This is a genomic window from Dyella sp. C9 (assembly GCF_003332825.1).
Lineage (GTDB): Bacteria > Pseudomonadota > Gammaproteobacteria > Xanthomonadales > Rhodanobacteraceae > Dyella.
Genome location: NZ_QIRF01000005.1, coordinates 190,785 through 214,743 on the forward strand (window position 1 = coordinate 190,785; position 23,959 = coordinate 214,743).

Consider the following 23,959-nt stretch of genomic DNA (forward strand, 5'->3'; position numbering starts at 1 on the left):
GGCATCTATCTTTCGCCTTGGGCCTTAGTCTGACGGGGGCCTGCGCGCCCAACCGACCAATCGTTCCGCCCCTGCATAGCCTAGCCATCAATATTCGGTCTTCGGCTTTAGTGCCGCAGGAAATGGCGAAACATCTAGGTAATTTTACCCTTTGCGTCTAGGTACATCCTCGCTTCCGCGGACCATGGCCGTGCGCTGAAACTGCTCCACGTTGTCGCCACTTGCGGCCCATCACGTGAGGAGGTCTCGGTCATGCGCTGGATATCAGGGTTGTCACGGACGGCCATAGCACTGTTGGTAGTGCTCGCGGTCGGTTGCTCCAACAACAATAATGGGTCGGCCAGCGAAGGTTCTACTGACGCCGCTGCGCCTGCGGCCCAGCAGGCGGCACCGGTCGCCCAAGCGTCGGCACCTGCTGCGCAAACTCCCGAACCAGCTGCGCAGGCTCCTGACCAGCAGGCTCAAGCCACTGATCCGGCAGCTCAGTCCTCCACGCCTCCGACCAACAACAATTACCGGGGCAGCAAGCCCAACATCGTCTTGATCGTGGCCGATGACGTCGGCTGGGGAGATCCGGGTGTTTACGGTGGAGGTGAAGGCCGCGGCATTCCCACGCCCAACCTTGATCGTCTCGCTGCTGAAGGCATGACGTTTTTCGACTTCTACGGCCAACCCAGCTGCACACCCGGGCGCGCGGCCATCCAGACCGGGCGTATTCCCAATCGCAGCGGCATGACCACCGTGTCGTTCCAGGGCCAGGGTGGCGGCCTTCCGCATGCCGAGTGGACCTTGGCCTCTGTATTGAAGGGCGCCAATTACCAGACATTCTTCGTGGGCAAGTGGCATCTCGGCGAATCGGACTACGCGTTGCCTAACGCCCACGGTTACGACGTGATGAAGTACACCCTTCTGTATCACCTCAACGCCTACACCTACACCGATCCCAAGTGGTTTCCGGACATGAGCCCGGAACTCCGGCAGCTTTTCACCAAGTCCACCCTGGGTGCGCTGGAAGGCAACGCGGGCGAGAAGCCCAAGGAGCTTTGGAAGGTCAATGGTGAGTATGTGGACACCCCTGAAAAAGGCGTCGTGGGCATTCCCTTCATCGACGGATATGTCGAGAAGGCTTCGCTGGATTACCTCGACAACGCTGGTAAATCGGGCAAGCCATTCTTCATGAGCATCAACTTCATGAAGGTTCATCAGCCCAACCTGCCGCATCCTGATTTTATCGGCAAGTCGCTCTCCAAGAGCAAGTATGCCGACTCGATGGTTGAACTCGATACCCGGGTTGGACGCATCCTGGACAAGATCAAGCAGCTTGGCATCGAGAACAATACGCTGGTCGTTTTCACGACCGACAACGGCGCCTGGCAGGACGTGTATCCGGATGCTGGTTACACGCCGTTCCGTGGCACCAAAGGCACCGTGCGCGAAGGTGGCGCCCGCGTGCCGGCGATCATCGCCTGGCCGGGACACATCAAGGCCAACACGCGCAACTACGACATTCTTGGCAGCCTGGATTTCATGGCGACGTTTGCCAATCTCGCCGGCCTGAATCTTCCGACCAATGACCGCGACGGCAAGCCGATCATTTTCGACAGTATCGACATGTCGCCCGTACTGTTCGGAACTGGCAAATCGGCCCGCAAGTCCTGGTTCTATTTCACCGAGAATGAACTCTCGCCTGGTGCCGTTCGCATCGGCAACTACAAGGCCGTGTTCAACCTGCGCGGGGACGACGGTTCCAGCACGGGCGGTCTGGCCGTGGACAGCAACCTGGGCTGGAAGGGTGAAGAGAAGTACGTAGCGACGGTGCCGCAGATCTTCGACCTTTGGCAGGACCCGCAGGAGCGTTACGACCTTTTCATGAACAATTTCACGGAACGCACCTGGACCCTACCGGCCTTCAGCCAGGCCATCAAGGAGTTGATGCAGACCTATGTGAAGTACCCGCCACGCAAGCAGCAGAGTGAGGCTTACTCGGGCCCCATCACGCTGCAGCAATACGAGCGCTTCCAGCATGTCCGCGACGCTTTGCAGAAGGAAGGCTACAACATCGCCCCCGGTGGCGGCGACTGACGCCATATGCCCATGGACGGGCTCCAGACTTGCCGCGGACATCGGCCCAATAGCATCAGGGAACCGCTGAAACGACCCATTTGGACGACGCACCACCTGCCACGGGCTGGTGCGCCGTCCTCATGGCGAGAAGGGCGCAGGAATACCTGCGCCCTTCTCCTTGCTACAGCCCATAACCGCAAAGGGCCATGAAGCGGGCGCTCCCTGCTACTTCGGCTTATACGGATCGGGCGTGCCCATCGGTATCGGAGGGTATTTCTTCAAACTCGCCTCCCAGTCGGTGAGGATCTTGCCCATGGGTACGATGACCCAGGTCTCCTTGACGGAGACATTGCGCTCTTCCTTGATGTCGGTCAGCAAGTTGAAGATCCACGGACCGGCCAGCACCTGTGGCGGGTCATACATGTTCACCTGCCAGATGAGGTGCATCTTCCAATTGCGCCACTTCACGGCATAGAGCTTGTCCGCGACATAGACGGGAAAACCTTCCCGGTTGGACTTCTCTTGCTTGCCGAGAAAAAAGTCCATCTGGTCGACGCCGTCGATCGCACGATCCTTGGGTACTTCTGCGCCGGCGACGTGCGCGAGCGTCGGAAACATGTCAACGACATGCACGATCTCGTTGCTTACCCGGCCCGCCGGGATCTTGCCGGGCCAACGAATAATGAAGGGCGCCCGCAGGGAGCCCCCCATGGCAGTGAAGTAGGTTCCGCGCCAAAGCCCGCTATCGCCCTCCCATGGGTCGGTCCCTTCCGGCCCATTGTCACTGGCAAACACCACGATGGTGTTGTCCTCGATGCCTGCCTGCTTGATCGCATCGAGAATCTCACCGGTCCGGTAGTCCATTTCGGCCAGCGAGTCGGCCCAGTCCCCATTGCCGGTCTTGCCGGCGAACCCCGGACCCGGAATGGTCGGCATGTGCACCATCGACGACGATACATAGGCAAAGAACAGCTTTCCGGCGGCCGCATTGCGCTCGATGAAGGCGATGGCCCGGCTGGTTATCTCTGTCTCCATGGTCCGCCGTGTTTCCAGGGTCAGCTCCCCGACCTGCCTGGCGTTCGCTCCCTTGTGCGCTTCGTAAATGGGCTCCAGCGGCGCAATCTCCGGGCTCCAACCCTGTTTCGCGCCCACGGCTGGCCAAAGCCCGTTGCTCTGTGTCTGGGCGGGCCACATGGCTTCGTCATAGGTGCGAGGAATGCCGAACCATTCGTCAAATCCACGCCGATGCGGCAAACGGCCTTCCTCTCTGCCGAGGTGCCATTTTCCCCACATGCCGGTTGCGTAACCCTGCCGGGACAGCAGCTGCGCAACGGTGACCTCCCACTGCGTCAATCCTTCGTGCTGACCTCCCATCGGCACGGCATAGGTACCCGAGCGGAAGGAGAAGCGTCCCGTCATCAAGGCGGAGCGTGTGGGCGTGCATTGGGCCTCGACATTGAAGTTGGTCAGCCGAAAGCCCTCGGTCGCCAACCGGTCGATTCTTGGGGTTGGTGCTCCCCGAAGGACGCCTCCGCCATAGACCCCAAGCTCGCCGTATCCCAGGTTGTCGACGAGGATGAAGACGATGTTGGGGCGCTGCGACTGGGCAGGCTGCCCGTCTTCCGGCCTCGAAATGGCCCGCATAAGCGACAGGACCCATGCGAGCGCGACGGCCGCCATCCGCAGAATCGCTTTCATGTCCTTGACTCCACTGCCCCGGACAAGTCCCGCACAGCGTGCGCGCCTGCAGGGAGCGGAAGCGACTGCAAATCTACGCAGCGGGGCTACGTAGAATTACGTACTCGATACCTTGCTTTTAAAAGGCCCGCGTTGGAGGGCAAGTGGATGAAGCGAACAGAAGGCGTTCAAGGTCGAAAGATCCAGAGGCCGAATCACTCCACCTTGAGTCATTGAGGCGTAGCGTCGAGGGGTTGGGCCTGCCATCAAGGGCTCAACGAGACCTCCCGGCCATCGCAAGTGGTTGGCGTTCGAGGTTCGATGCGCCATGGCCAAGAGGGTCAAACCTACCGAGGCGATCTCATTGTGAGGAGACACCATGAAACGTATCCAAGCCATGTTTTCCGCGATTGCTCTTTTGATCTTCGCCGCAACCATTTCCTTGCATACCCCTCCCCTGCACGCCCAGGCACTGGTTAGCGTCACATGCGCCTTGGGCGTTGATGACGCGACCTACTCACCGGGCCTGACCAACACCTCGCAGACCATCACGTTCAACGACAATCAGCTGCTCGCCAATTGCGTGGATACCGGGGACCTGACGCTAAACGGCGGCAGTGAGCAAAGCAGCGGCTCTTACGTGGGCTCCTGCACGGCAATCACCATGCCCGGGCCTTATCAAGCTGTTTTTCACTGGAATAACGCTGCGCAGAGCATCAGCGTTGTGCAGGTGACTCAAGCCGTCGTCACCAAGGTTGCAGACGGCACCGCAACGGTGGAGCGCACGGGGACCGTCGCCAGTGGCCTTGCCCAGGGAGCCGCCTTCGTACAGGTGATTGCGCTGCCTGTACTCGATCCCTTGCTCTGCAGCTCTTCGACGGGCGTGGTCTCCAACTCCGGCACCGTCGTTTCGACCGAACTCCTGTCGCTTTGATAGCCAAGCCGGGCTTCGCAGTGTTGGTGAGCTGACCAGATCCTGCATTGACTGGTCGCCGCTCGCACTGCAAGCCCATAGGTCTGGTTGGCTCTGTTCATCGGATGGGGCCGCAGGTTGTAGCGCGCGACAGGATTACCACCTGTAGTGAGGGTCAAGATTCCACGCGTATCCCATCGCCGCACGACTCACGCCCTGTCGACTGAGCCGGGCGTATGGGTAACAGGGATTACGTGTCCTCGCGGAGAACGGGCCGGCCATGCGCCTTGCCACTGCCAATGGGGCGACATGCGCAACGAACCTCCAGCCAGAGCGTTCCTGCGAGGTCGCACGCGCTCGCGCGACGTCCGGGCTTCTAAGTCGCATCAGCGCGGCCGCCCTTCTCGCGTGCGGGCTCGATGCAACAGCGCATGCCCAGACCGAGAGCATCGCCGGGTCGCAGGCAACCACTTACGGCGTCATCCAGCCCTTGGCTCGTCAGATGGGCATGGCCTCCGTGGGCACACTCCAGGAGCGCATCGGCAACACCTTGTCGCCCACCCTTGGCATGGACGGGACTGACGGTTGGTGGACCCCACCCAGCAGTTGGGTCCGCGTCCTGGGACAGCAATTGGACAACCATTACCGCGCGCCTACTGATCCCCAGGTGACAGGCGACCTGCTCGGTGTCCAGGCGGGCGTCGATCTATGGCGCGATCACCAGCCTTCCGGGCAGACAGATGCGGTAGGTGTCTATTTCGCCTATACCCATAGTCGCGGCGACGTCAGCAGTCAGCTCACCGAACCGAGTACAGCCGATCACGAGACCGTATCGACGGGAACAACGAGGCTCGACGGGTATGGCGGTGGCCTGTATTGGACGCACCTCGGGTCGGGTGGCTGGTACACCGACGCCGTACTCCAGGGCACCCACTACGACGGCCATGCCAGCACCGCCTACAGCTATCTCCCCGTCTCGGGCGAGGGTTTCCTGGCCTCTTTGGAAAGCGGCTACCCGATCGCCTTCCACCTCGGCGCGCCATTTGTCCTTGTGCCGCAGGCGCAGCTGGTCTGGCAGCACACGAGTTTCAGTTCCGGGAACGATGGGCTTGGTGAAGTGGACCTGGACAGCAGCTCGGGCGTCAGTGGTCGACTGGGCTTGCTTGGGCAGTGGACGCTCAGCGGCGATGACGGAGACGTTTTTCAGCCCTACCTGCGCACCAATGTCTGGCGGGATTGGAGTGGTGAAGTCAGCACCACGTATGCGGGTACCGTCGCCATCCCCGTGCAGCAGCAAATCACCCGCATCGATGTGGCGGCAGGCCTCACCGCCACGATCGATCCTCGCCGGCACCTGGGTTTCTACGTTCAAATCGGCGACCGCTTCACCCTCACCGACTCTGAGCACAGACGCCAGGATGGCGTGTGGGGGAGCGGAGGTTTGCGCTTGAGCTGGTGAGCGGCAAACCGCAGAACTGGGCTTGGGCCATCGCGCCTCCAAACGCGACCGCCTCGCAAAGGCCCTGCCGCTGAAAGATCGCGCTACGGCCCCGGTGACTGCGCGCCGCGGCTATCCCTGTCGGCTTGCCCAATACGACGAGATATCAGTCACTTGATGGCATCCAAGGTCTTGCGCTCGCTTGGATCGGACCGTTTTGACATAATCGCGCGTCGTTTGCGCATCAGCTCATGGCGCAACGAATGACAGGGGCTCCACCAGCAGACTCACGGCTCGCCTGACAAGGGGGCCTGCTTTCGTTCGCCGTCGAACGATGAATGTCCACCGGACGACGATTGGCATCGCGTTGGGTTCGTACTTCATAAATGCAATGCAACCGATTGAAAGCGCATTCAATGGGCGCTTTCTGGCGGCCCGAGTATTTGTACGACGCACTCCTCATCCACCTTGCCCGGAGCAACAAGCACATGGCGCGTTTTCAACAGGGAAGCAAAAAGGGCCGTTCGAAATTCGTGCCTGCGACGGGTGCACTGATCGTACTTCTCAGCGCCGGGGTGAACTGCGCGCATGCAACATGCAGCGCAGCGGGCACCATTGTCACCTGTGACGGTGCAGCCAACCCGCTATCTCCCAGCTATACAAACAGCGCCAACAACCTCAAGGTGACAGTCGATAACGGTGCAAGCGTGGGTGTGCTTCTCGCCGTCGGCGGAACGGCCATGTCGCTCTCGGGTAGCAACATTACACTGACCAACAACGGCACCATCGACCCGACCGCGCTGGGCTCCGGCTTGAGCATCCTCTCCAGCGGCGCGCTCATCGGCAACGCGTCGGCGAGCACTACCACGGTAGTGAACAACGGCACACTGAACGGCACCAGAGGTATCAGCCTCAGCGGCTCGACCGGCATGGCGCTCGCTGTACAGAACGGCGGGGGCGGCACCACCAGCATCACCAATACAGGCACCATCGGTTCGAGCCCAATCATCGGAGCCACACTGACCGGCGCCGATGCGCCGGTCGTCATGGCCTACGGAGGGGCCCAGGTCAACTTCACCAATAGCGGCACGATCACCGGGCGCATCTCTTTCGATGCCGTTGGCACGTCGGGTGCGGGCAATATGTTCACCAATTCGGGAACGATCTACGGCAGCGTGTACCTTGGCGCCAACAGCACAAACACCTTTATTGCAACCACCGATTCGTCGGTGAATGCAGACGGCGGAACGGGCAGCTCATTGAACGGCGGCGTCGGCGCAACCATTTTGAGCTTCGCTGCTACCGGCACGGTGGACGGCGGCACTGGCGGCAACAATACGCTTGAGCTGGACCAGGGCATTGCCAGCCAGGCATCCATCAATATAAGCAGCTACATCGACTTCCAGCACCTGCAGGTCAACAGTGGTACGTGGAGCCTGAGCGGCGCATCAACCGTCACAGATGCGACGCTCAGCGGTGGTACGGCGATGATCAATAACGCCATGTCGCTAGGCACCGGCATGATCACGTCGAACGGTGGTGCGATCCAGGCGGCATCTCCGGGGCTTTCCCTCAGCAACAGCGTATCGCTCGGCTCAGGCGGACTGACGCTGCTGGGCGCCAATAGCTTGACGCTGTCGGGCACCCTCGGCGGCCCGGGGGCACTGATCCAGAATGGCACCGGCGTCCTTACGTTGGCGGGTGCAAACACCTACTCTGGCGGCACCATTCTGAACGGTGGCGGCCTTCTCATCGGCAACGCTTCGGCGCTGGGCAGCGGCGCGCTAACGGTTGGTGGTAATGCTGCACTTGATGATCAAGCCTCCATCACGCTCGCCAACGACATCCAGATCAGCTCCGGCGCAATGCTCACGCTTGTCGGCAGCAACAACCTTTCCCTGAGCGGAACGATCGCTGGCACCGGCACCCTCACCAAAAATGGTGCCGGCACGACGACGCTCGCCGGCCAGAGCACCTATACGGGCGGCACCACCATCAACGCAGGCACGCTGGCGATCGGCCCCGGCGGCAGCCTGGCCGCCACTGGTGCAATGAATCTTTCAACGGCCGGCGCGACCCTGGACATGAGCGCCGGTGGCAACCAGACCATTGGAGCACTGCAAGGCGTCTTGGGCTCGAATATCGCACTGGGCACCAACACGCTCACTTTTGGTGACAGCACCAATGCAACCTTTGCAGGGGTTATCGACGGAACGGGCAGCCTGATCAAACAGGGCACCGGCACCGAGACGCTAGCCGGTTCGAATACCTATGCCGGGAACACGACCATCAACGCCGGCACGCTCTCGCTTGCATCGGGGGGCAGCCTTTCAGTCAGTTCCACACTGGATATCGCTGGTGCCGGCGCAGTCTTCGATATCAGCACCGCAGGCAACCAGACCATAGGTGCATTGAATGGCGTCAGCGGCACGACCGTCACACTCGGCAGCAATACGCTGACCCTTGCCAAGAACACCAACCAGACCTTCGCGGGCGCCATCAGCGGAACTGGAGGCCTGAACGAAGACGGCACCGGCGTACTGACCCTCAATGGCAGCAACACGTTTACCGGTATCACCACCGTGGCCAGCGGCGCCACCCTACTCGTCGGCGACAGCTCGCACACCTCGGCTTCGATTGCCGGTGACGTCAGCATCAATGGCGGCACGCTGGGCGGCTACGGCACGGTGCAGGGCAGCATCACGCTGTCCAATGGTGCGACGCTCGCACCAGGCAGCACGGGCGCCATGGGGACATTGACCATCGGAAGCAACCTGACTCTTGGCGACGGTTCGCAACTGGATTTCGACTTCGGCACACCGGGAGCCAACTTCAGCACTGCGGGCCAGAGCGACCATGTGGTGGTGGACGGAAACCTGTCAATCGGCAGCACCACGCTCAACGTCAATAATCTTGGTGGCATGGGGCCAGGCCTGTACAACCTGTTCACCTGGAGTGGCTCGCTGTCCATCACAGACGGTGGCTTCACGCCACCGGCCGGGATGTCCCTGCAGATACTCACCATCAACAAGCAGATCAACTTGATCGATGCGCAGGGCCTCACGCTCAACCAGTGGAACGCCAACGGCTTGGCCAGCTCGAGCCAGATGGGTGGCGGCAGCGGCACGTGGTCAGTGGCATCCTCGACTTGGGCCAACACCTCCGGTCAATATGTGGGACCCATGTCACCGCAGCCGACCTTCGCGATCTTCGGCGGTGCTGCGGGTACGGTGACGGTGAGCGATACCGCCGGCATGGTAAGCGCCACCGGCATGCAGTTCGTAAGCGATGGCTATCACCTGACTGGCGACGCCATTGACCTGGTGGGCCAAGGCGGCGTCGCGCCGGTCCTGCGTGTCAGCAGTGGTGACACTGCCGTCATTGACAACGTGTTGAGCGGTACCGACGGCTTCAACAAGACCGATGGCGGCACGCTGGTGCTCACCGGAAGCAATACCTACACAGGAACGACTACGCTGAGCGGTGGCACATTGTCGGTGTCGTCGGATGCCAGCCTGGGCAATGGTGCCAACTCCCTTGATTTCGAAGGGGGCATGTTGGAAGTCACCGGCACCACGTTCACGCACACCGCGCGCAACATCACCTGGGGTAGCGCCGGGGGTGGTTTCGACATTGACGACGTTGCCAACGTATTCACGGTGGCGCAGGCGCTGACCGGGAGCGGTGGCCTGGTGAAGGGTGGCGCAGGCACGCTGGTGCTCACCAGCGCCGACACCTTCAGTGGAAGCACCACCATCAACGGCGGTGTCCTGGCCCTTTCCGGCAACGGAAGCGTGGCCAATTCCGCGGAGGTCAATGTGGCCGCCGGCGCCACGTTCGATATCAGCAACACATCGAGCGGTTCGTTAATCACCTCGCTCGCTGGAAACGGCACGGTCAACCTTGGTGGCCAGACACTCACCCTGACAGGCGCAAACGGAGCCTTCGCCGGCAGCATCACGGGCACTGGCGGACTCACGCTTGCCGGAGGCAGCGAAACGCTGACCGGCGCCAACCTTTACAGCGGAGCTACCGTAATCGATGCCGGTATCCTCGCGCTGTCGGGTACTGGCACGCTGGGCCTTTCGTCCAGCGTCACGGTCGCCAACGGCGCCACCCTCGATATATCCAACGCCACCAGCGGCTCGTCGATCACCTCGCTCGCAGGCAGCGGTACGGTGAACCTCGGCAGCCAGTCGCTCACCTTGACGAAGGCTTCCGGCAGTTTCAGCGGAACGATTGCCGGCTCGGGTGGTTTGACACTGGCCGCCGGTCTCGAAACCCTTTCAGGCAGCAACACCTACGCCGGAGGCACGACCATCAACGGCGGTACGCTGTCCATAGCCAGCGACGCAAACCTTGGTGCGGCCTCCGGCGGTGTTGTGCTGCACGGCGGCACTTTGGAAAACACGGCGACCTTCAGCACGGGCCGAGCGATCAGCCTGACCGGCAACGGCATCCTGCAGACCGACGCCGACCTCGTCGTGTCGGGCAACATCACGGGCGGTGGCGCACTCACCAAGAGCGGCAACGGCAGCCTCACCTTGAGTGGAAGCAACACTTACAGTGGCGGCACGACAATCACTGCCGGCACGCTGGTTGTCGATAGCGCCAGCTTGCCAGGCACTGTCACCGACCATGCCGCGCTGGTCTTCAACCAGGTCAGCGACGGGGCATTCGGCGGCGCCATCAGTGGCAATGGCAGTTTGGCCAAGACGGGGGCCGGCACATTGATCCTGGATGGCGACAGTGGCGATTTTGCCGGCACCACGACGGTGCAGGCCGGCACGCTGGAGGTGGGTGACGCAGGCACGCCGTCGGCGGTGCTGGGCGGCAACGTGACGGTCGCAAGCGGCGGCACGCTGCGTGGCCACGGCACCATCGACGGCAACGTCACCAATGATGGCATCGTATGGGCGGGTGGCTCGATCGGCACGCTCACGGTCCAGGGCAACTACACCCAGGCGGCCGGCGGCGTGCTCCAGGTGGAAGCCACCCCCGACGGCCAGGCCAGCCTGCTTCGCGTCGGCGGTACGGCCAACCTCGCAGGCACTGCACTGGTGCTCTCCGACACGGGGAACTGGGCACCACTTACCAATTACACCGTGCTTACCGCAGCCGGTGGCATCACCGGGCAGTTCGCCTCCACCAGCAGCAGCCTGGCATTCCTGAGCCCGACACTGGTGTACGGCACGAGCGCCATCACGCTGTCGCTGCAGCGCAACGACATCAGCTTCAGTACCGTGGCGCAAACGCCCAATCAGCGTGCCGTGGCGACCGCTGCCAATCAGCTGGGCTTTGGCAACGCGGTATACGATGCGCTGGTAGCGCTGAACGCAACGGATGCCCGCAGCGCGTTCAACCAGTTGAGCGGCGAAATCCATGCATCCACCCGCACCGCGATCCAGGATGACGACCGCTATGTGCGCGACGCGATCAACCAGCATCTCGCCGGCATGACCAACGATGCCAATGGACTGAACGTCACCAACGACAGCGGCGTTACGGCCTGGACCGCCGTATGGGGCCACTGGGGCAGCCACGACAGCGACGGCAACGCCTCCAGCTTCACTGCGAACGGCAGTGGCGTACTTGTCGGCGGGGACCTGCCAGTGGGCGACGGCGCTCGACTGGGTGCCGTGGTGGGCTCCGGCCAGGGCACGACACGCATTGCGACTCAGGACTCCTCCTCCCATGTGGTGAACCAGCATATCGGCGTGTATGGCAGTGCCCAGACCGGGCCGCTGCAATGGCAAGGCGGTGCCATCTATGGCCTGCAACGTGTAGACAGCAGCCGGACCATCGACGTCGGCTCGTTGGCGGGAACCGCCAACAGCGATTACCACGCGCACACGGTGCAGGGTTATGTCGATGCCAGCTGGCCCGTCGTGCTGGGCAATGCCACGCTGGCGCCGTTCGCGAACCTGGCCTACGACAACCTGCACACTCCCGCGTTCGGTGAGAGCGGAACGCCGGCCGCCCTTGACGTGGCATCGGAAGACAGCAGCGTCGGCTACGGCACGCTGGGCCTGCGCGCCAGCTTCGACCTGGGGGGCGCCGACCATGGCCTGCACGCACACGTAGGCCTGGGCTGGCAGCATGCCTGGGGCGACGCGCTGCCGACGGCCACCATGCGCTTCGCCAGCGGAGCAAGCGACTTCGACATCACGGGCCTGCCCGTGGCTCGTAACGCGGGAACCGTCAGCGGCGGAATCAACTTCACGATCACTCCAAGCGTATCGGTGGATGCCAGCTACCAGGGACAGTTTGCCCAACGCGCTTCCGACCAGGCCGCGAGGATCAGTCTCGACTGGAGGTTCTGAGGAGGCATGGCGCGCTGACGAGCCACTGCTGCACGGGAAGCACCACGGCCTGCCCCATCGGTACCGCATGGGGCAGGCTCGTCCGTTCGCCGCTGCCACGGCCGGACTGTCAGCCATGGGGGCCGCGGGTACTTGCCCCACGCTCGAAGAGTCGGCATCGGCCCCCCATCATCTCGGCCACGTCAAAGCCAGGTGCTGGCCTAGCCGTTGGCAAGCCCCATCGCCATCATGTTCCGTGCCCACCCCGACCATGCGGACCTTGAACGCGTTAAAGTCCGTTCCGACTTCTCAACCGCGAGTGGAACCGGGGTCCGCTCCGGCTCGAAGGAAGACATTCGCATACCGCACTACTATCACCCGTGCCCGAGCAGTGCCGTAGCTTGCACACCCAGCCCAGGCAAGGCTGGAGGAGATCAAGTGACCAAGGCGAACATGATCCATGGTTCTTGCCGCTGCGGTGCGGTTCAATGGCGCTTCAAAGGCATGCCCGAGTCCGCCACGGTGTGTAATTGCACCGCATGTCACCGCTACGGCGCGCTATGGGCCTATGACTTTGAAGGGGATGGCATCCACGTCTCGGGCCCGACTCAAACCTACACGCAGGCAAAGTGGGTCGTGTTTCATTTTTGCCCCGTCTGCGGTTGCGTGGCGTACTGGCGGGGCTTGAAGAACACCGAAAATGGACAGCGCCCCATGGGGGTCAACCTGCGGCTGGCCGACTTGGAGCGTGTTGCGCAGATTCCCATAGTCCGTCACGACGGGCTCAACACCACCGACGACCTGCCGCAAGATGGCCGATGCGTCACCGACTATTGGTTCTGAATCGCGATCCCTGTCATCGGCAGCGCTTGTTGGCAAGGATGACCCAGGAAGCATCGGAGTGAATGATTCGCCTTGTTCGAATCATCTCCGACCCGTCCAATGCAATTACGTTCGCGGCGCTCCTCGCTCCCTACTTCGCCGAGCAACCTACCGAGATTGGCCGCTTGAATGCTCGGCGCTCCATGGTTGGCGATACGCGATCGCCATCCTACCGTATCGATAGTGGAACTGTCCGCTTCGGGTCAACGCGCACGTTGCCTTGAATAGCGCGCAGCTCAAAGCCGCCCTACTCCGGCAGACTGACCACCGACTTGAAGCCGCCAAAGATCATGCGCTTGCCATCGAAAGGACAATCGGCAGCGGCTTCCATGCGCGGGTCTTGCATGAATTTCGCCATACCGGTATCGCGAGTGGCCTTGTCGGGCCATTCCACCCAGGAGAACACCACGGATTCCTCCTTCGTCGCCTGCACGGCACGGCGGAAATCGGTCAGCTTGCCATCGGGCACGTCGTCGCCCCAGCACTCCACCACGCGGACGGCACCAAACTCCACGAAAATCGCGTCGAAGGTACGGGCGTGCGTGATGAACTTTTCACGATTGGCATTGGGTACGGCGATCACGAAGCCATCGATGTAGGACATGATTGTCTCCTTGGCGTGAAAGGCGGCCGACCTGGTCACCTACATGTATGCGACGAACGAACCCCCGCAGGAGCGACATGGGGCCTCTGGAGAAGCTGTCCGCTTCGGGTCGTAAGCGCCCCCTACGTTCGCCAGCCATCCGTCAGATGACTAGGCACCTTGCCACGGCCATGCACGGGCGCGGCGGCCCAGGCTGCCGTTGCGTGCACGGCCAACGGCAGAACGGGCCCGACGGCGATTGACACCAAACAGTTGTATATAAACAATAGTTGCATGAATACAACCATTGAAGCCACTGGCCGGGCGACCACCCACCCGAACCTCATCCTGGGCATCTGCTGCCTGAGCCTGCTGATGGTCGCCATGGATGCGACCATCGTGAACGTCGCGCTCCCATCCATCCGCCAGGATCTGGGCGCGTCCATCTCGGGCCTGCAATGGGTGATCGATGCCTACACCATGGTGGTGGCCAGCCTGCTCATGCTGGCCGGCTCGATGGCCGACCGTTTCGGGCGTCGCCGTGTATTCCAGACGGGCATGGCGCTGTTCATGCTGGGCTCGTTGCTGTGCAGCCTCGCGCCGAACAATCAGGGCCTGGTGGCATTTCGCGTGGTGCAGGCGCTCGGTGCGACCATGCTCAATCCGGTCGCCATGTCGATCATCGCCAACACGTTCCATGAGCCGAAGGCCCGCGCCCGCGCCATCGGCATCTGGGGCGCCGTGGCGGGCGTATCGATGGCGCTGGGCCCGGTGATCGGCGGCGTGCTGACGGAAAGCATAGGCTGGCGCTCCATCTTCTGGGTCAACCTGCCGGTGGGCGCGGCGGCCATGCTGCTGGCTGCCCGCTATATCCCCGAATCCAGGGCGCCGAAGCCACGTCGAGTGGACCCCATGGGGCAACTGCTGGTATTCACCATCCTGGCCACGGTGACCTATGCGGTCATTGAAGGGCCTCATGCCGGATGGGGCTCGACGACCATCATGGGCTTGTTCGCTGCCGCTGCGCTGGCCCTGGTGGCGCTGCTTGCCTATGAACCTCGTCGGCACGAGCCGCTGATCGACGTGCGGTTCTTCCGCAGCGCGCCATTCAGCTGCGCGACCGTGATCGCGGTATGCAGTTTTTCGGCGTTCTCCGGCTTCCTGTTCCTCAACACCCTGTACCTTCAGGAAGTGCGTGGTTTTTCGGCCGTCCAGACAGGGCTGTGCACCTTGCCCCTCGCGCTGACGACCATCCTCTGCTCGCCATTGTCGGGGCGGCTGGTCGGGGCGCATGGCACGCGGCCCTCGTTGCTGGCCTCGGGCACGGCAACCATCGTCAGTGCGGTGATGATGACGCAGCTCACCGCCACCACGCCGCTGGCGCTGTTGCTGCTGACCTATGTGATCTTCGGCATCGGTTTTGGCATGGTGAACACCCCCATCACCCACACGGCCGTATCCGGCATGCCCAAGGCACAGGCGGGACTGGCGGCGGCAGTGGCATCCACCAGCCGACAGACCGGCGCCTCGCTGGGCGTCGCCCTCGCCGGCACCATCCTGGGTACGCATGTGCATGACGGGTTTGCACAAGCCTCGCACCCGTTCTGGTGGCTGATGACGGGTGGTGGCGCCGCCATCGTGCTACTGGGGTGGTTGTCCAGCACCCGCTGGGCCCAGGACACTACCCGCCACGCGGCACACCTTTTGGATGTAGCCCCCGCGGGAGTGCAGGCATGAGCAGGCGTGCCACTGGCGACAGTGAGATCGACAACATCTGGCAGGCGCTGGTGAGCCTGGTGTGGGAGACGCGTGGCCAATGGCGCCGCAGGGTGACCGAAGTCACCGGGCTGCCCTTCAGCCGGGTGCGCCTGCTGCGACGCCTGGTTGAAGCGCCGGTCACCTTGAAGCAGCTGGCCGAGATGGCCGGCTATGACGCGCCGGCCACGACAGTCGCGGTCAATGACCTGGAAGATCGCGGCCTGGTCGCGCGCCATCCCCACCCGGACAACCGACGCGCGAAACTCGTCTCGCTCACGCCCGCCGGCCGGGAGTTGATCGCGTTGGTACATCGCACGGTGCGCGACGACGCGCCTCCCGCATTCCAGCACCTGACCCCGACCGACCTGGTGCACCTTCGTCGCATCCTGGGCAAGATCACTCGCGATGATGCCTAGGACGGCTTGTCGTTCCTCTGCCGGCTGGAAGCGCACTTCGGACACGGGCACCATTACCAGGCCTGCGCGCCAAACTCTTCAAAGAACTGGCCGGTCGGACCGCTCTCGTCCAGGGTCGCCAGGCGTACCACGGGGGTTGCGCCCTGGGCCACGGTACGAGGGCCAGAGTGGCCATTCAGGTCCGTGGCAACGTAACCGGGATCAGCCGCATTCACCTTGATGCCGGAAGAACGGAAGGCATTGGCAAATGCTACCGTTACGCCGTTGAGCGCGGTCTTGGAACTGTTGTATCCGAGATTATTGAACTTGCTGTACGCACTTGCTGGATCGGACATCAGTCCAAGCGATCCCAATCCGCTGCTTACGTTGACAATGCGAGCGGAGGCGGCGGCCTTCAAAAGATGCTGGAACGCCTGCGTGACGCGAATCGGCCCGAATACGTTGACCTCATAAATGTCCTTGATGTTCGCAATACTTTCCTCGAGCGGGGACGTGCCAAATCCGGGAACACCCGCGTTGTTGACCAATACGTTGAGGTGACCCGCCTCGCGGCCCAGTGCATCGGCGGCCGCCGTGACACTCGGGTCGCTCGCGACGTCGATTTCAAGCAAGCGAACGTCGAGTCCCGCGGCGACCAGTGCGTCAACGGCCGTTCGACCGCGCGCCGCGTCGCGGCACCCCATCCAGACGGTATATCCCTTTTCGGCCAACTGCCGAGCAATCTCCCGGCCGATGCCCTTGTTTGCCCCGGTGACCAGCGCAGTCTTCCCTTCTTGCATGTTGGCGCTCCTTAAGTCGAATGGCCTCCATGCTAGAAGGGCCGGCCGTTTCAAGCCGGCGCGATCGTGTCAATTGCTTGCCTATTTGTATCAAGGAGGGAGCCGGGCTCTCGGCGTGCCATCCCTCAGCCCCATGGCTTCACGCGAAGCATTGACGCGTGCCTACGCTTCATCGAATTCGCTGAATGAAGCACGGACGCGGGCCGCATCCTGCGTGGGCGAGCAACCAAATTGCCGAAGGTATTCACGCGAGAACTGGGACCGGCTTTCGTACCCCACGGCATAGGCCGCCTGCGTCACCTCGCGGCTTTCGATCGTGATCAAACGGCGCGCTTGCTGCAGCCTGACGGTTTTCTGGTATTGCAGCGGCGTCATGGCAGTCACGGCCTTGAAGTGACGATGGAACGTAGCCAGGCTCATCCCCGTGCTTTCGGCGAGGCTGTCGATACCCAATGGCTGGGCGAAGCTCGTTCGAATCCGGGCCACGGCGCGCCTGATCCGGGACAGGCGGCTGTCCAGGCGCGCGATCTGCCACAGCACTTGAGCCTGCACCCCCTGCATCAGCCTGTAGAGAATCTCCCTTTCGATCATCGGCGCGAGCACTGGAATGTCGTTGGGTCGATCGAGCAGCCGGATCATGCGCACCCATGCCTCGAGTAGATCGGTCGAGACAGGTTCCACGGCAAAACTGGCCGGCGAATCCGCATCGCCCGCAACAGGCAAGTACGGGAGCAATTCGGCGACGAGCGACGGATCAAAGACCAGGCTGACCGCGAGATAGGGCTGGTCCGTGCTGGCTTTGACGATGCGACCCGTCGCAGGGACTTCGATCGCGCTGATGAAATAGCGGCCTGGATCGTAATTCAAGACGCGGTCACCGATGATGACACTTTTTTCGCCTTGGACGACGAGGCAAAGCATCGGCTCGTATAGTCCGGCAAGCGGTCCGGTCGTTGCCTCGCCTCGGGAGAGGGAAACGCGCGGAATGGGCGTCTCGGTTCGACGCCCCTGCCCGTGCCTGAGCAGGGAACTGCGTAATTCTGAAAGGGCGTGATGGTCGCGCATGGTCAAGTATGGAGCGACACGTCAGCTTCGCGTGGCGATCCACGTTGGCGTAAGGGTATGCGCGACCGCACCCCGCACGCACCCAGACAACCTGGCCAAGCGAGCCTCACATGCCACCGGGTAGTCCACCAGAGCTTTCGATGATTCATTGATGCCCGCTCCGGATCGGAAGCGGTTCCCCTGCCGGCGTAGCCGGCTAAGTAGTTATACCTAGATAGAACGGGTAATTCATCGTTTTCGCTGGCGAAGGCGCGCTGGTCTAATCCATTGGCCGGCGGCACCGTCATGCGCGAAAAGCCGCCCAAGCCCCCGGATGAGGTGGAAAATGACCAGTCGTTCGACACTCCGAACTGCCTCCGCAGTCGTCGTGCTCCTGGCCGCCCAGCTTGCGCATGGCCAGGACAACGGTGGCGCGCAGGATCTCGCCAAGCAGCTGTCCAACCCGGTGGCCTCGCTGATCAGCGTGCCGTTCCAGTTCAACTACGACCAGAACATCGGCCCGCAACGCGACGGCGACAAATACCTCCTCAACTTCCAGCCGGTGATTCCAGTATCGATCAGCGCCGACTGGAACATGATCTCCCGCACCATCGTGCCGGTGGAAAGCCAGCACGAGATCTATCCGGGCGCAGGCAGCCAGACCGGCTTGGGCGACATCACGCAGAGCCTGTTCTTTTCGCCCAAGGCACCCACGGCCGGTGGATGGATCTGGGGCGTAGGCCCGGCGTTCCTGCTGCCCAGCGCCACCGACCGCTTGCTGGGTTCAGGCAAATGGGGTGCCGGTCCCACCTTCGTCGTGCTGCGCCAGGATGGCCCATGGACCTATGGCGTGCTGGCGAACCACATCTGGTCGGTTGGCGGGCAAAGCAACCGCCAGGCGGTGAGTTCGACTTTCGTGCAGCCGTTCTTCTCTTACAACACGGCCGATGCCTGGACGTTCACCCTCCAAACCGAATCGACCTACAACTGGAAGCAAACCCAGTGGTCGGTGCCGATCAACATGGTGGCGGCCAAGCTGGTGAAGTTTGGCAAACAGCCTGTGCAGTTCTTCCTCGGGGCGCGCTACTGGGACCATGCCACCGACGCGGGCGCGCACGGCTGGGGCGTGCGCCTGGGTGCCACCCTGCTGTTCCCGAAATGATGTGGTGTTGGCGACTGTAAGGAATGTGTACGGCGCCAGGTGATGGCAGAAGTAAATAACGGCAGTCACTACAGAAGGCTCTTGAGGACGGCACCATGGCTGCATGGCATTCGATCAGGCGGAGTCAGGCAGTTCACAAGCAGAACGCGGCAGAGGCGCCCCAGCCCGGGCGGGATATACCTGCGTACTCTGGGGTGTCGCTGCTCACGAGAGCCGGGCGTATCGCGCGGCGATGGCTTCAGGCATGCGTGCTCGCTCTGGTCATTCAATGCGGCACGGCGATGCCCGGGATGGCTCATGCGGTGATGCCCGCGCAGGATGAGGCCACCCCCGCCCCGGCGACGGCTGCGGAAACCCCGCAACAAGCCACGGTGCGCTTCTACAACCGTGACATCGTCACCTTCCGCTCCGACTTTCTCGGGCGCTCGCCCGAGCTGAGAGCCAAGAGCGCCGAGGACAACATCGGTCGCATCGCCGCCCAGCAAGGCGACGCCCCCGTCACCTTCAAGGATGCCCCGCAGGGAACGCTGATCCTGCTTGGCGGCGAACTGGTAGCGATCCTCACCCCGGACGACCTCGACAAGCTCAACAGCGAATCCATGGCCGATGTGCGTGAGCGCATCGCGCATAACCTGAGCGAGGCGGTCGCCGCTTCCAACGCGGCGAACTCTCCCAGACGCTTGCTCCAGGGCATTTTGCTTACGCTACTCGCGACCCTGGTGGCGCTGGGCCTGGCGTTGGCACTTCGCTGGAGCAGCCGGCGCATCGACGGCGGGCTGCATCGCTGGCTGGAACGACGGCTCGTCGCGCTGCGCCATGAGTCCGCGCGACAGCTGGCGCTGAGCACGCGAACCATCGCCACTTGGATTGTCCGCGTGATCACCTGGATCATCGCCCTCGCGATCCTGGAGGAATGGCTGCGTTTCGTGCTCGGCCAGTTCCCGTATACCCAGCCATGGTCGGCCGCCATGCGTGGCTGGGTGATCAGGGAGCTGGGACACTGGGGTTCCGCCATCGCCAGCGCCATTCCCGGACTGGTGGCCGCGGTGGTGATCCTGCTGGTCGCCCGGGCGGTGACACAGGCCATCAGCATGACCTTTCGCGGCGTGCAGAGCGGCCGCTTCAAGCTCTTCGAGATCGACTCCGAACTGGCCGAGCCAACACGCAAACTCATCGTGGTGGTGGTGTGGCTATTCGCCATCGCCATGGCCTACCCCTATCTGCCTGGCGCGCAAACCGAGGCCTTCAAGGGGCTGAGCGTGCTGGTCGGCCTGATGGTGTCGCTCGGCGCCTCGGGCATCGTGGGCCAGGCCGCGAGCAGTTTCACCATCATCTACTCGCGCACGATGAAGGTCGGCGACCTCATCCGCAGCGGTGATACCGAAGGCGTGGTGCTGCAGATCGGCCTGTTCACCACGCGCATCCGCACGCTGACCGGCGTGGAGGTGAGCATTCCCAACAACGTGGTGCTCGGCAGCCAGCTGCACAATTTCTCGCGCCATCCGCAGGGGCCGGGCATGTGGCTGGAAACCTGCGTGACCATCGGCTACGACACACCGTGGCGACAGGTGCAGCAGATGCTGCTGAGCGCCGCCGGCGAAACCGCGCTGATCGAGCGCGACCCCGCACCCTTCGTGCTGCAGACCGCACTTTCCGACTTCTACGTGGAATACCGCCTGCGGGTACGCATCACCGATGTATCACGGAGGCTGGACGTTTTGAGCGAACTGCATTCGCGTATCCAGGACAACTTCAACACGTCGGGCGTACAGATCATGTCCCCGCACTACGTGACCGACCCCGCCGAACCCAAGGTCGTGGCACCCGGGCACTGGAATGGCTGAGTGATCCATGCGACATCACGCTTGCAAGCTGACATCGCTCACCGCCCTGCTCGCGCTCGCCGCCGTCGCGGCCCCCGCCAGCGCCACCGAAGGCGCCAGCGGCATGTATCTGCTCGGCGGACAGACGCTGGATGCCGGCCTCAGCCCACCACCAGGCTGGTACCTTGCCATGGCCGCCTCCCAATACAACGGCTCGGTCGGAGGCACCATCCAGGGTGGCCTGCGCGTCGCGGAGTTGCGCAAGAAGTCGGACGGGTTGACCACGTTCCTTATCTTTGCGCCCAAGCCACGGATACTCGGCGGCCAGCTGGTGCTGTCCGTGGGCATGCCCTATGCGTATCTTCGACTCACCGGCGAGATCGACGGGCCCAATGGCGTCCGCAAGGCGGCGGTCAGTGGCTCGGGCAAGGGGGATACCGTGATGGTCGCCCGCCTGGGTTGGCAGAGCGCCACGTTTTCGCACGCCGTATCGCTCACGGCATGGGCTCCAACCGGCGACTACCAGAAAGGCTTCACGCCCTCGATCGGTCACAACCGCTGGGCCGGCGATGTCATGTGGGCATTCACCTATGCACCAGGCAACCATCGCACGGAGTTCTCCGGGGCCATCGGCTACGACTTCAACGGGCCCAACACGCTCACGCATTACCGCAGCGGCAACGAGGCGCATCTCGAACTGGGCCTGGGCCGGCGGCTGACACCCCACCTCGAGCTGGGGCTGGGCGCCTATGCCTATCGCCAGGTCACGGCCGACAGCGGTGCCGGCGCCACGCTCGGTGCACTCAAGGGGCGGGTCTACGGCGCGGGTCCCGCCGTCAACTACAGCTTGCAGGTCGGCGGACATGGATTGGTATTCCTGGGGCGTTACTTCAAGGAGTTCGATGCCGAGCGTCATTTCCAGGGCAATCTCGCACTGATCTCCGCCACCTTGAGCCTATGAACGCCAGCATGCCGTCCGTGGGGTTCTTCTCCGGTGGGCTCACGCCAGCCCATCGACAGAAACCTGCCGGCGAACGGCCGCTGCATGGCACAGGAGGATGGCATGGCCACCCCGCCACCCCGATCCCGTTCGATTGACTGGCAGTTCAAGAGACTGGTCATCACGTGCTGCCTGGCGCTGTTGCCATTCGCCGCGTGGGCGTTATTCCACCAGTGGATGGCGTACCAGGAGGCGCGGTCCGCCACTGCCGACCTGCGCCGCTTCCATATCGCTCTGATCGTCATGGAAGACCTTTCCAACGAGCGCATCGAGACCGCGCGCCGATTTACCAGCCAGGCCTCTGGCGAACCGGCCGAGCCGTTGCCGCTGCAAAGGCTGCGCGGTGAGCTGGACGCTCAACTGGGCCTGCTGGGCCAATCGGTCACTGCAACAAACTGCTCGGATTGCGCTTCGCTGCAACGACGACTCCACTCGACCGAAGCCGCGCTTGCGCAAGCGCGCACAAACGTCGATGCCCTGCTAGCGCGAGGCGCCGATGCAACGACTTGCGAAGCCGCCAGCAATGTCATGGACCAATTGTTCGCCATCACCTCACAGCTATCGTCGCTGGCCGCGGCCACGGTGGCCCCTTCGGTACAGCACAATCCCGATACGGTGCGCTACGCCTACGTGGCCTCGTTCGCCTCCCTGCTTCGCGACTATGCCGGACAGATGGGCTCGGAGGTGTCCATGGGCCTGTCGCAAGCCTGCCCACTGACCAGGGCGGAGTCGCTGCGCATCGAACAGCTCGCCGGAAAGATCCGCTTGCTCTACTGGTTGAGCGGCACGGTGGTGCGGGCAAGGCCGCTGCTGGACGGCGAGCTCATCGCGCGCATCGACCAGGAGTACATGAAGAAGGGCCTGGACTACACCCGACGAGTCGCCAGTGACCACCTGGCCGGCCGCACGGACGTATCGCCGCTGGAATTTCGCCGCAGCTACACCGGCTTCATGGCGCCGATCGTCGAGCTGCGCAACGTGGCCCTGGACCTGGCCGCCACGAGCCTGCGGCACGACCAGCGACAACAGGGCGCGCTGGTCATCGTACTGGTGGGCGGCCTGCTGTTGCTGGCCGCGCTGCTGCTGTTGGTCACGCGCCGGTTCCACGAGAAGATCGTCCGGCCTTTCATCATGGCCAACGATGCCGTGCTCGACATTGCCGCCGACCGCGACCCGGGCGACCTGAAGCACGCGAGCTTCCATGGCGAGATCGGTGACCTGTTCTCCGCGCTGGGCATGCTCTGGAGCGGCAACAAGCGCCGGCTGGAACTGGAGCAGGAACGCGAGCGGCTGATGGCCGAACTCAAACGCATGGCCGAAACCGACCACCTGACCGGCCTGCTCAACCGGCGGGCGTTCGAGCACGAGGTGCTCGCGCTGCTGGGCGATCGACGAAGCAGCGATGCCTGGATCGTGCTCACTTCCTTCGACGTCGACCATTTCAAGCACATCAACGACACCTACGGCCACGAGGCCGGCGATCTCGCATTGCAGAAGCTGGCGGAGCTTTGCCGGGAAACCTGGCGATCGGGCGACGTGGTGGGTCGCGTGGGCGGCGAGGAGTTTGTGGCGCTTTCCGTGGTTGACGACCCGGCGCAAGCCACGGCCGCGGCGCAAAGGTTGATGGAGCGGCTCCATCAGACATCCATCAAGCTTCCCAACGGAGCAACCTTCCGCATGACGGTGAGCTTCGGCGTGGTATTTGCGCGGCGTGCCGGCGTACCTACGCTCGCCGCACTGAACCGACAGGCCGATGCCCTGCTCTACCAAGCCAAGTCGTCGGGCCGCGACCGGCTGGAAAGCGCCCGGTTTTCCATCGAAACCTAGGCCGGAGGCGAGACGCCACGAAAAACCCGCGCATCTGCACCTGCTCTCCTGGATGTGAGTTGCCCCAGGCACCCGACGAACCTTGTGGCAGACGCAATCACGGCACATTCACCTCACTCTCACGCCATGCTGCACCGACCTATCCACGCGCCTCTACGAAATTCTACGAATTCATTTGTAGGTGGTTGCAGGCGTAGAGTTTGGGTCCCGCCTAGCCCGTGCATCCACGGGGTGCGAGCATGGCCCATTCACGCCGGGCAGGTGAACCGTCGTTGCTGTCGCTGTCGATGC

At 62.9% G+C, this 23,959-nt stretch carries 15 protein-coding genes; 11 read left to right on the top strand and 4 right to left on the bottom strand.

Features of this window, described 5'->3' with window-relative positions; genetic code table 11:
- The first annotated feature begins 252 nt into the window (after positions 1 to 252).
- Positions 253 to 2,082 (top strand): arylsulfatase, encoded by a 1,830-nt coding sequence (locus tag DVU99_RS09330; protein ID WP_232823530.1) that lies wholly within the window; start codon positions 253 to 255, stop codon positions 2,080 to 2,082.
- A gap of 207 nt (positions 2,083 to 2,289) precedes the next feature.
- Here the strand turns inward: DVU99_RS09330 and DVU99_RS09335 are convergent, their stop codons facing one another.
- Positions 2,290 to 3,762, bottom strand: a complete 1,473-nt coding sequence (locus DVU99_RS09335) for an arylsulfatase (protein WP_198670245.1) — start codon at positions 3,760 to 3,762, stop codon at positions 2,290 to 2,292.
- Between the two features lie 358 nt (positions 3,763 to 4,120).
- Here DVU99_RS09335 and DVU99_RS09340 point away from each other — a divergent pair, with 358 nt between their 5' ends.
- From DVU99_RS09340 to DVU99_RS09355, 4 genes are all read left to right on the top strand, one after another.
- Positions 4,121 to 4,675, top strand: a complete 555-nt coding sequence (locus DVU99_RS09340; protein WP_157971390.1) for a hypothetical protein — start codon at positions 4,121 to 4,123, stop codon at positions 4,673 to 4,675.
- 259 nt (positions 4,676 to 4,934) lie between these two features.
- Positions 4,935 to 6,113, top strand: a complete 1,179-nt coding sequence (locus tag DVU99_RS09345) for an autotransporter outer membrane beta-barrel domain-containing protein (protein ID WP_114239937.1) — start codon at positions 4,935 to 4,937, stop codon at positions 6,111 to 6,113.
- 365 nt (positions 6,114 to 6,478) lie between these two features.
- Positions 6,479 to 12,415 (top strand): autotransporter domain-containing protein, encoded by a 5,937-nt coding sequence (locus DVU99_RS09350; RefSeq protein ID WP_114239938.1) that lies wholly within the window; start codon positions 6,479 to 6,481, stop codon positions 12,413 to 12,415.
- A gap of 417 nt (positions 12,416 to 12,832) precedes the next feature.
- On the top strand, positions 12,833 to 13,237 hold the full coding sequence (locus DVU99_RS09355) for a GFA family protein (RefSeq protein ID WP_198670251.1): 405 nt from the start codon (positions 12,833 to 12,835) through the stop codon (positions 13,235 to 13,237).
- 286 nt (positions 13,238 to 13,523) lie between these two features.
- Here DVU99_RS09355 and DVU99_RS09360 read toward each other — a convergent pair whose 3' ends face one another.
- Positions 13,524 to 13,880, bottom strand: a complete 357-nt coding sequence (locus DVU99_RS09360; RefSeq protein WP_114239939.1) for a DUF1428 domain-containing protein — start codon at positions 13,878 to 13,880, stop codon at positions 13,524 to 13,526.
- Between the two features lie 273 nt (positions 13,881 to 14,153).
- Here DVU99_RS09360 and DVU99_RS09365 point away from each other — a divergent pair, with 273 nt between their 5' ends.
- Complete coding sequence (locus tag DVU99_RS09365) at positions 14,154 to 15,596, top strand: MFS transporter (RefSeq protein WP_114239940.1); 1,443 nt, start codon at positions 14,154 to 14,156, stop codon at positions 15,594 to 15,596.
- A complete protein-coding gene (locus DVU99_RS09370) occupies positions 15,593 to 16,033 on the top strand; it encodes a MarR family winged helix-turn-helix transcriptional regulator (RefSeq protein ID WP_114239941.1) in 441 nt (146 codons plus the stop codon). Before DVU99_RS09365 ends, DVU99_RS09370 begins: the two co-directional genes overlap by 4 nt.
- Before the next feature lie 53 nt (positions 16,034 to 16,086).
- Here DVU99_RS09370 and DVU99_RS09375 read toward each other — a convergent pair whose 3' ends face one another.
- Together DVU99_RS09375 and DVU99_RS09380 are read right to left on the bottom strand one after the other, a co-directional pair.
- The gene (locus DVU99_RS09375; RefSeq protein ID WP_114239942.1) at positions 16,087 to 16,812 is read right to left on the bottom strand and encodes an SDR family oxidoreductase; all 726 of its coding nucleotides are present in this window, start codon (positions 16,810 to 16,812) and stop codon (positions 16,087 to 16,089) included.
- A gap of 162 nt (positions 16,813 to 16,974) precedes the next feature.
- On the bottom strand, positions 16,975 to 17,877 hold the full coding sequence (locus tag DVU99_RS09380; protein ID WP_114239943.1) for an AraC family transcriptional regulator: 903 nt from the start codon (positions 17,875 to 17,877) through the stop codon (positions 16,975 to 16,977).
- A gap of 367 nt (positions 17,878 to 18,244) precedes the next feature.
- Between DVU99_RS09380 and DVU99_RS09385 the strand changes: the two genes are divergently transcribed.
- The 4 genes from DVU99_RS09385 (at position 18,245) to DVU99_RS09400 (ending at position 23,668) form a co-directional block, all read left to right on the top strand.
- A complete protein-coding gene (locus DVU99_RS09385; RefSeq protein WP_232823531.1) occupies positions 18,245 to 19,018 on the top strand; it encodes a transporter in 774 nt (257 codons plus the stop codon).
- 305 nt (positions 19,019 to 19,323) lie between these two features.
- The gene (locus tag DVU99_RS09390) at positions 19,324 to 20,862 is read left to right on the top strand and encodes a mechanosensitive ion channel family protein (protein WP_157971391.1); all 1,539 of its coding nucleotides are present in this window, start codon (positions 19,324 to 19,326) and stop codon (positions 20,860 to 20,862) included.
- Between the two features lie 7 nt (positions 20,863 to 20,869).
- The gene (locus DVU99_RS09395) at positions 20,870 to 21,802 is read left to right on the top strand and encodes a transporter (protein ID WP_114239946.1); all 933 of its coding nucleotides are present in this window, start codon (positions 20,870 to 20,872) and stop codon (positions 21,800 to 21,802) included.
- A 102-nt stretch (positions 21,803 to 21,904) separates the two neighbouring features.
- On the top strand, positions 21,905 to 23,668 hold the full coding sequence (locus DVU99_RS09400; RefSeq protein ID WP_114239947.1) for a GGDEF domain-containing protein: 1,764 nt from the start codon (positions 21,905 to 21,907) through the stop codon (positions 23,666 to 23,668).
- Positions 23,669 to 23,959 lie beyond the last annotated feature (291 nt).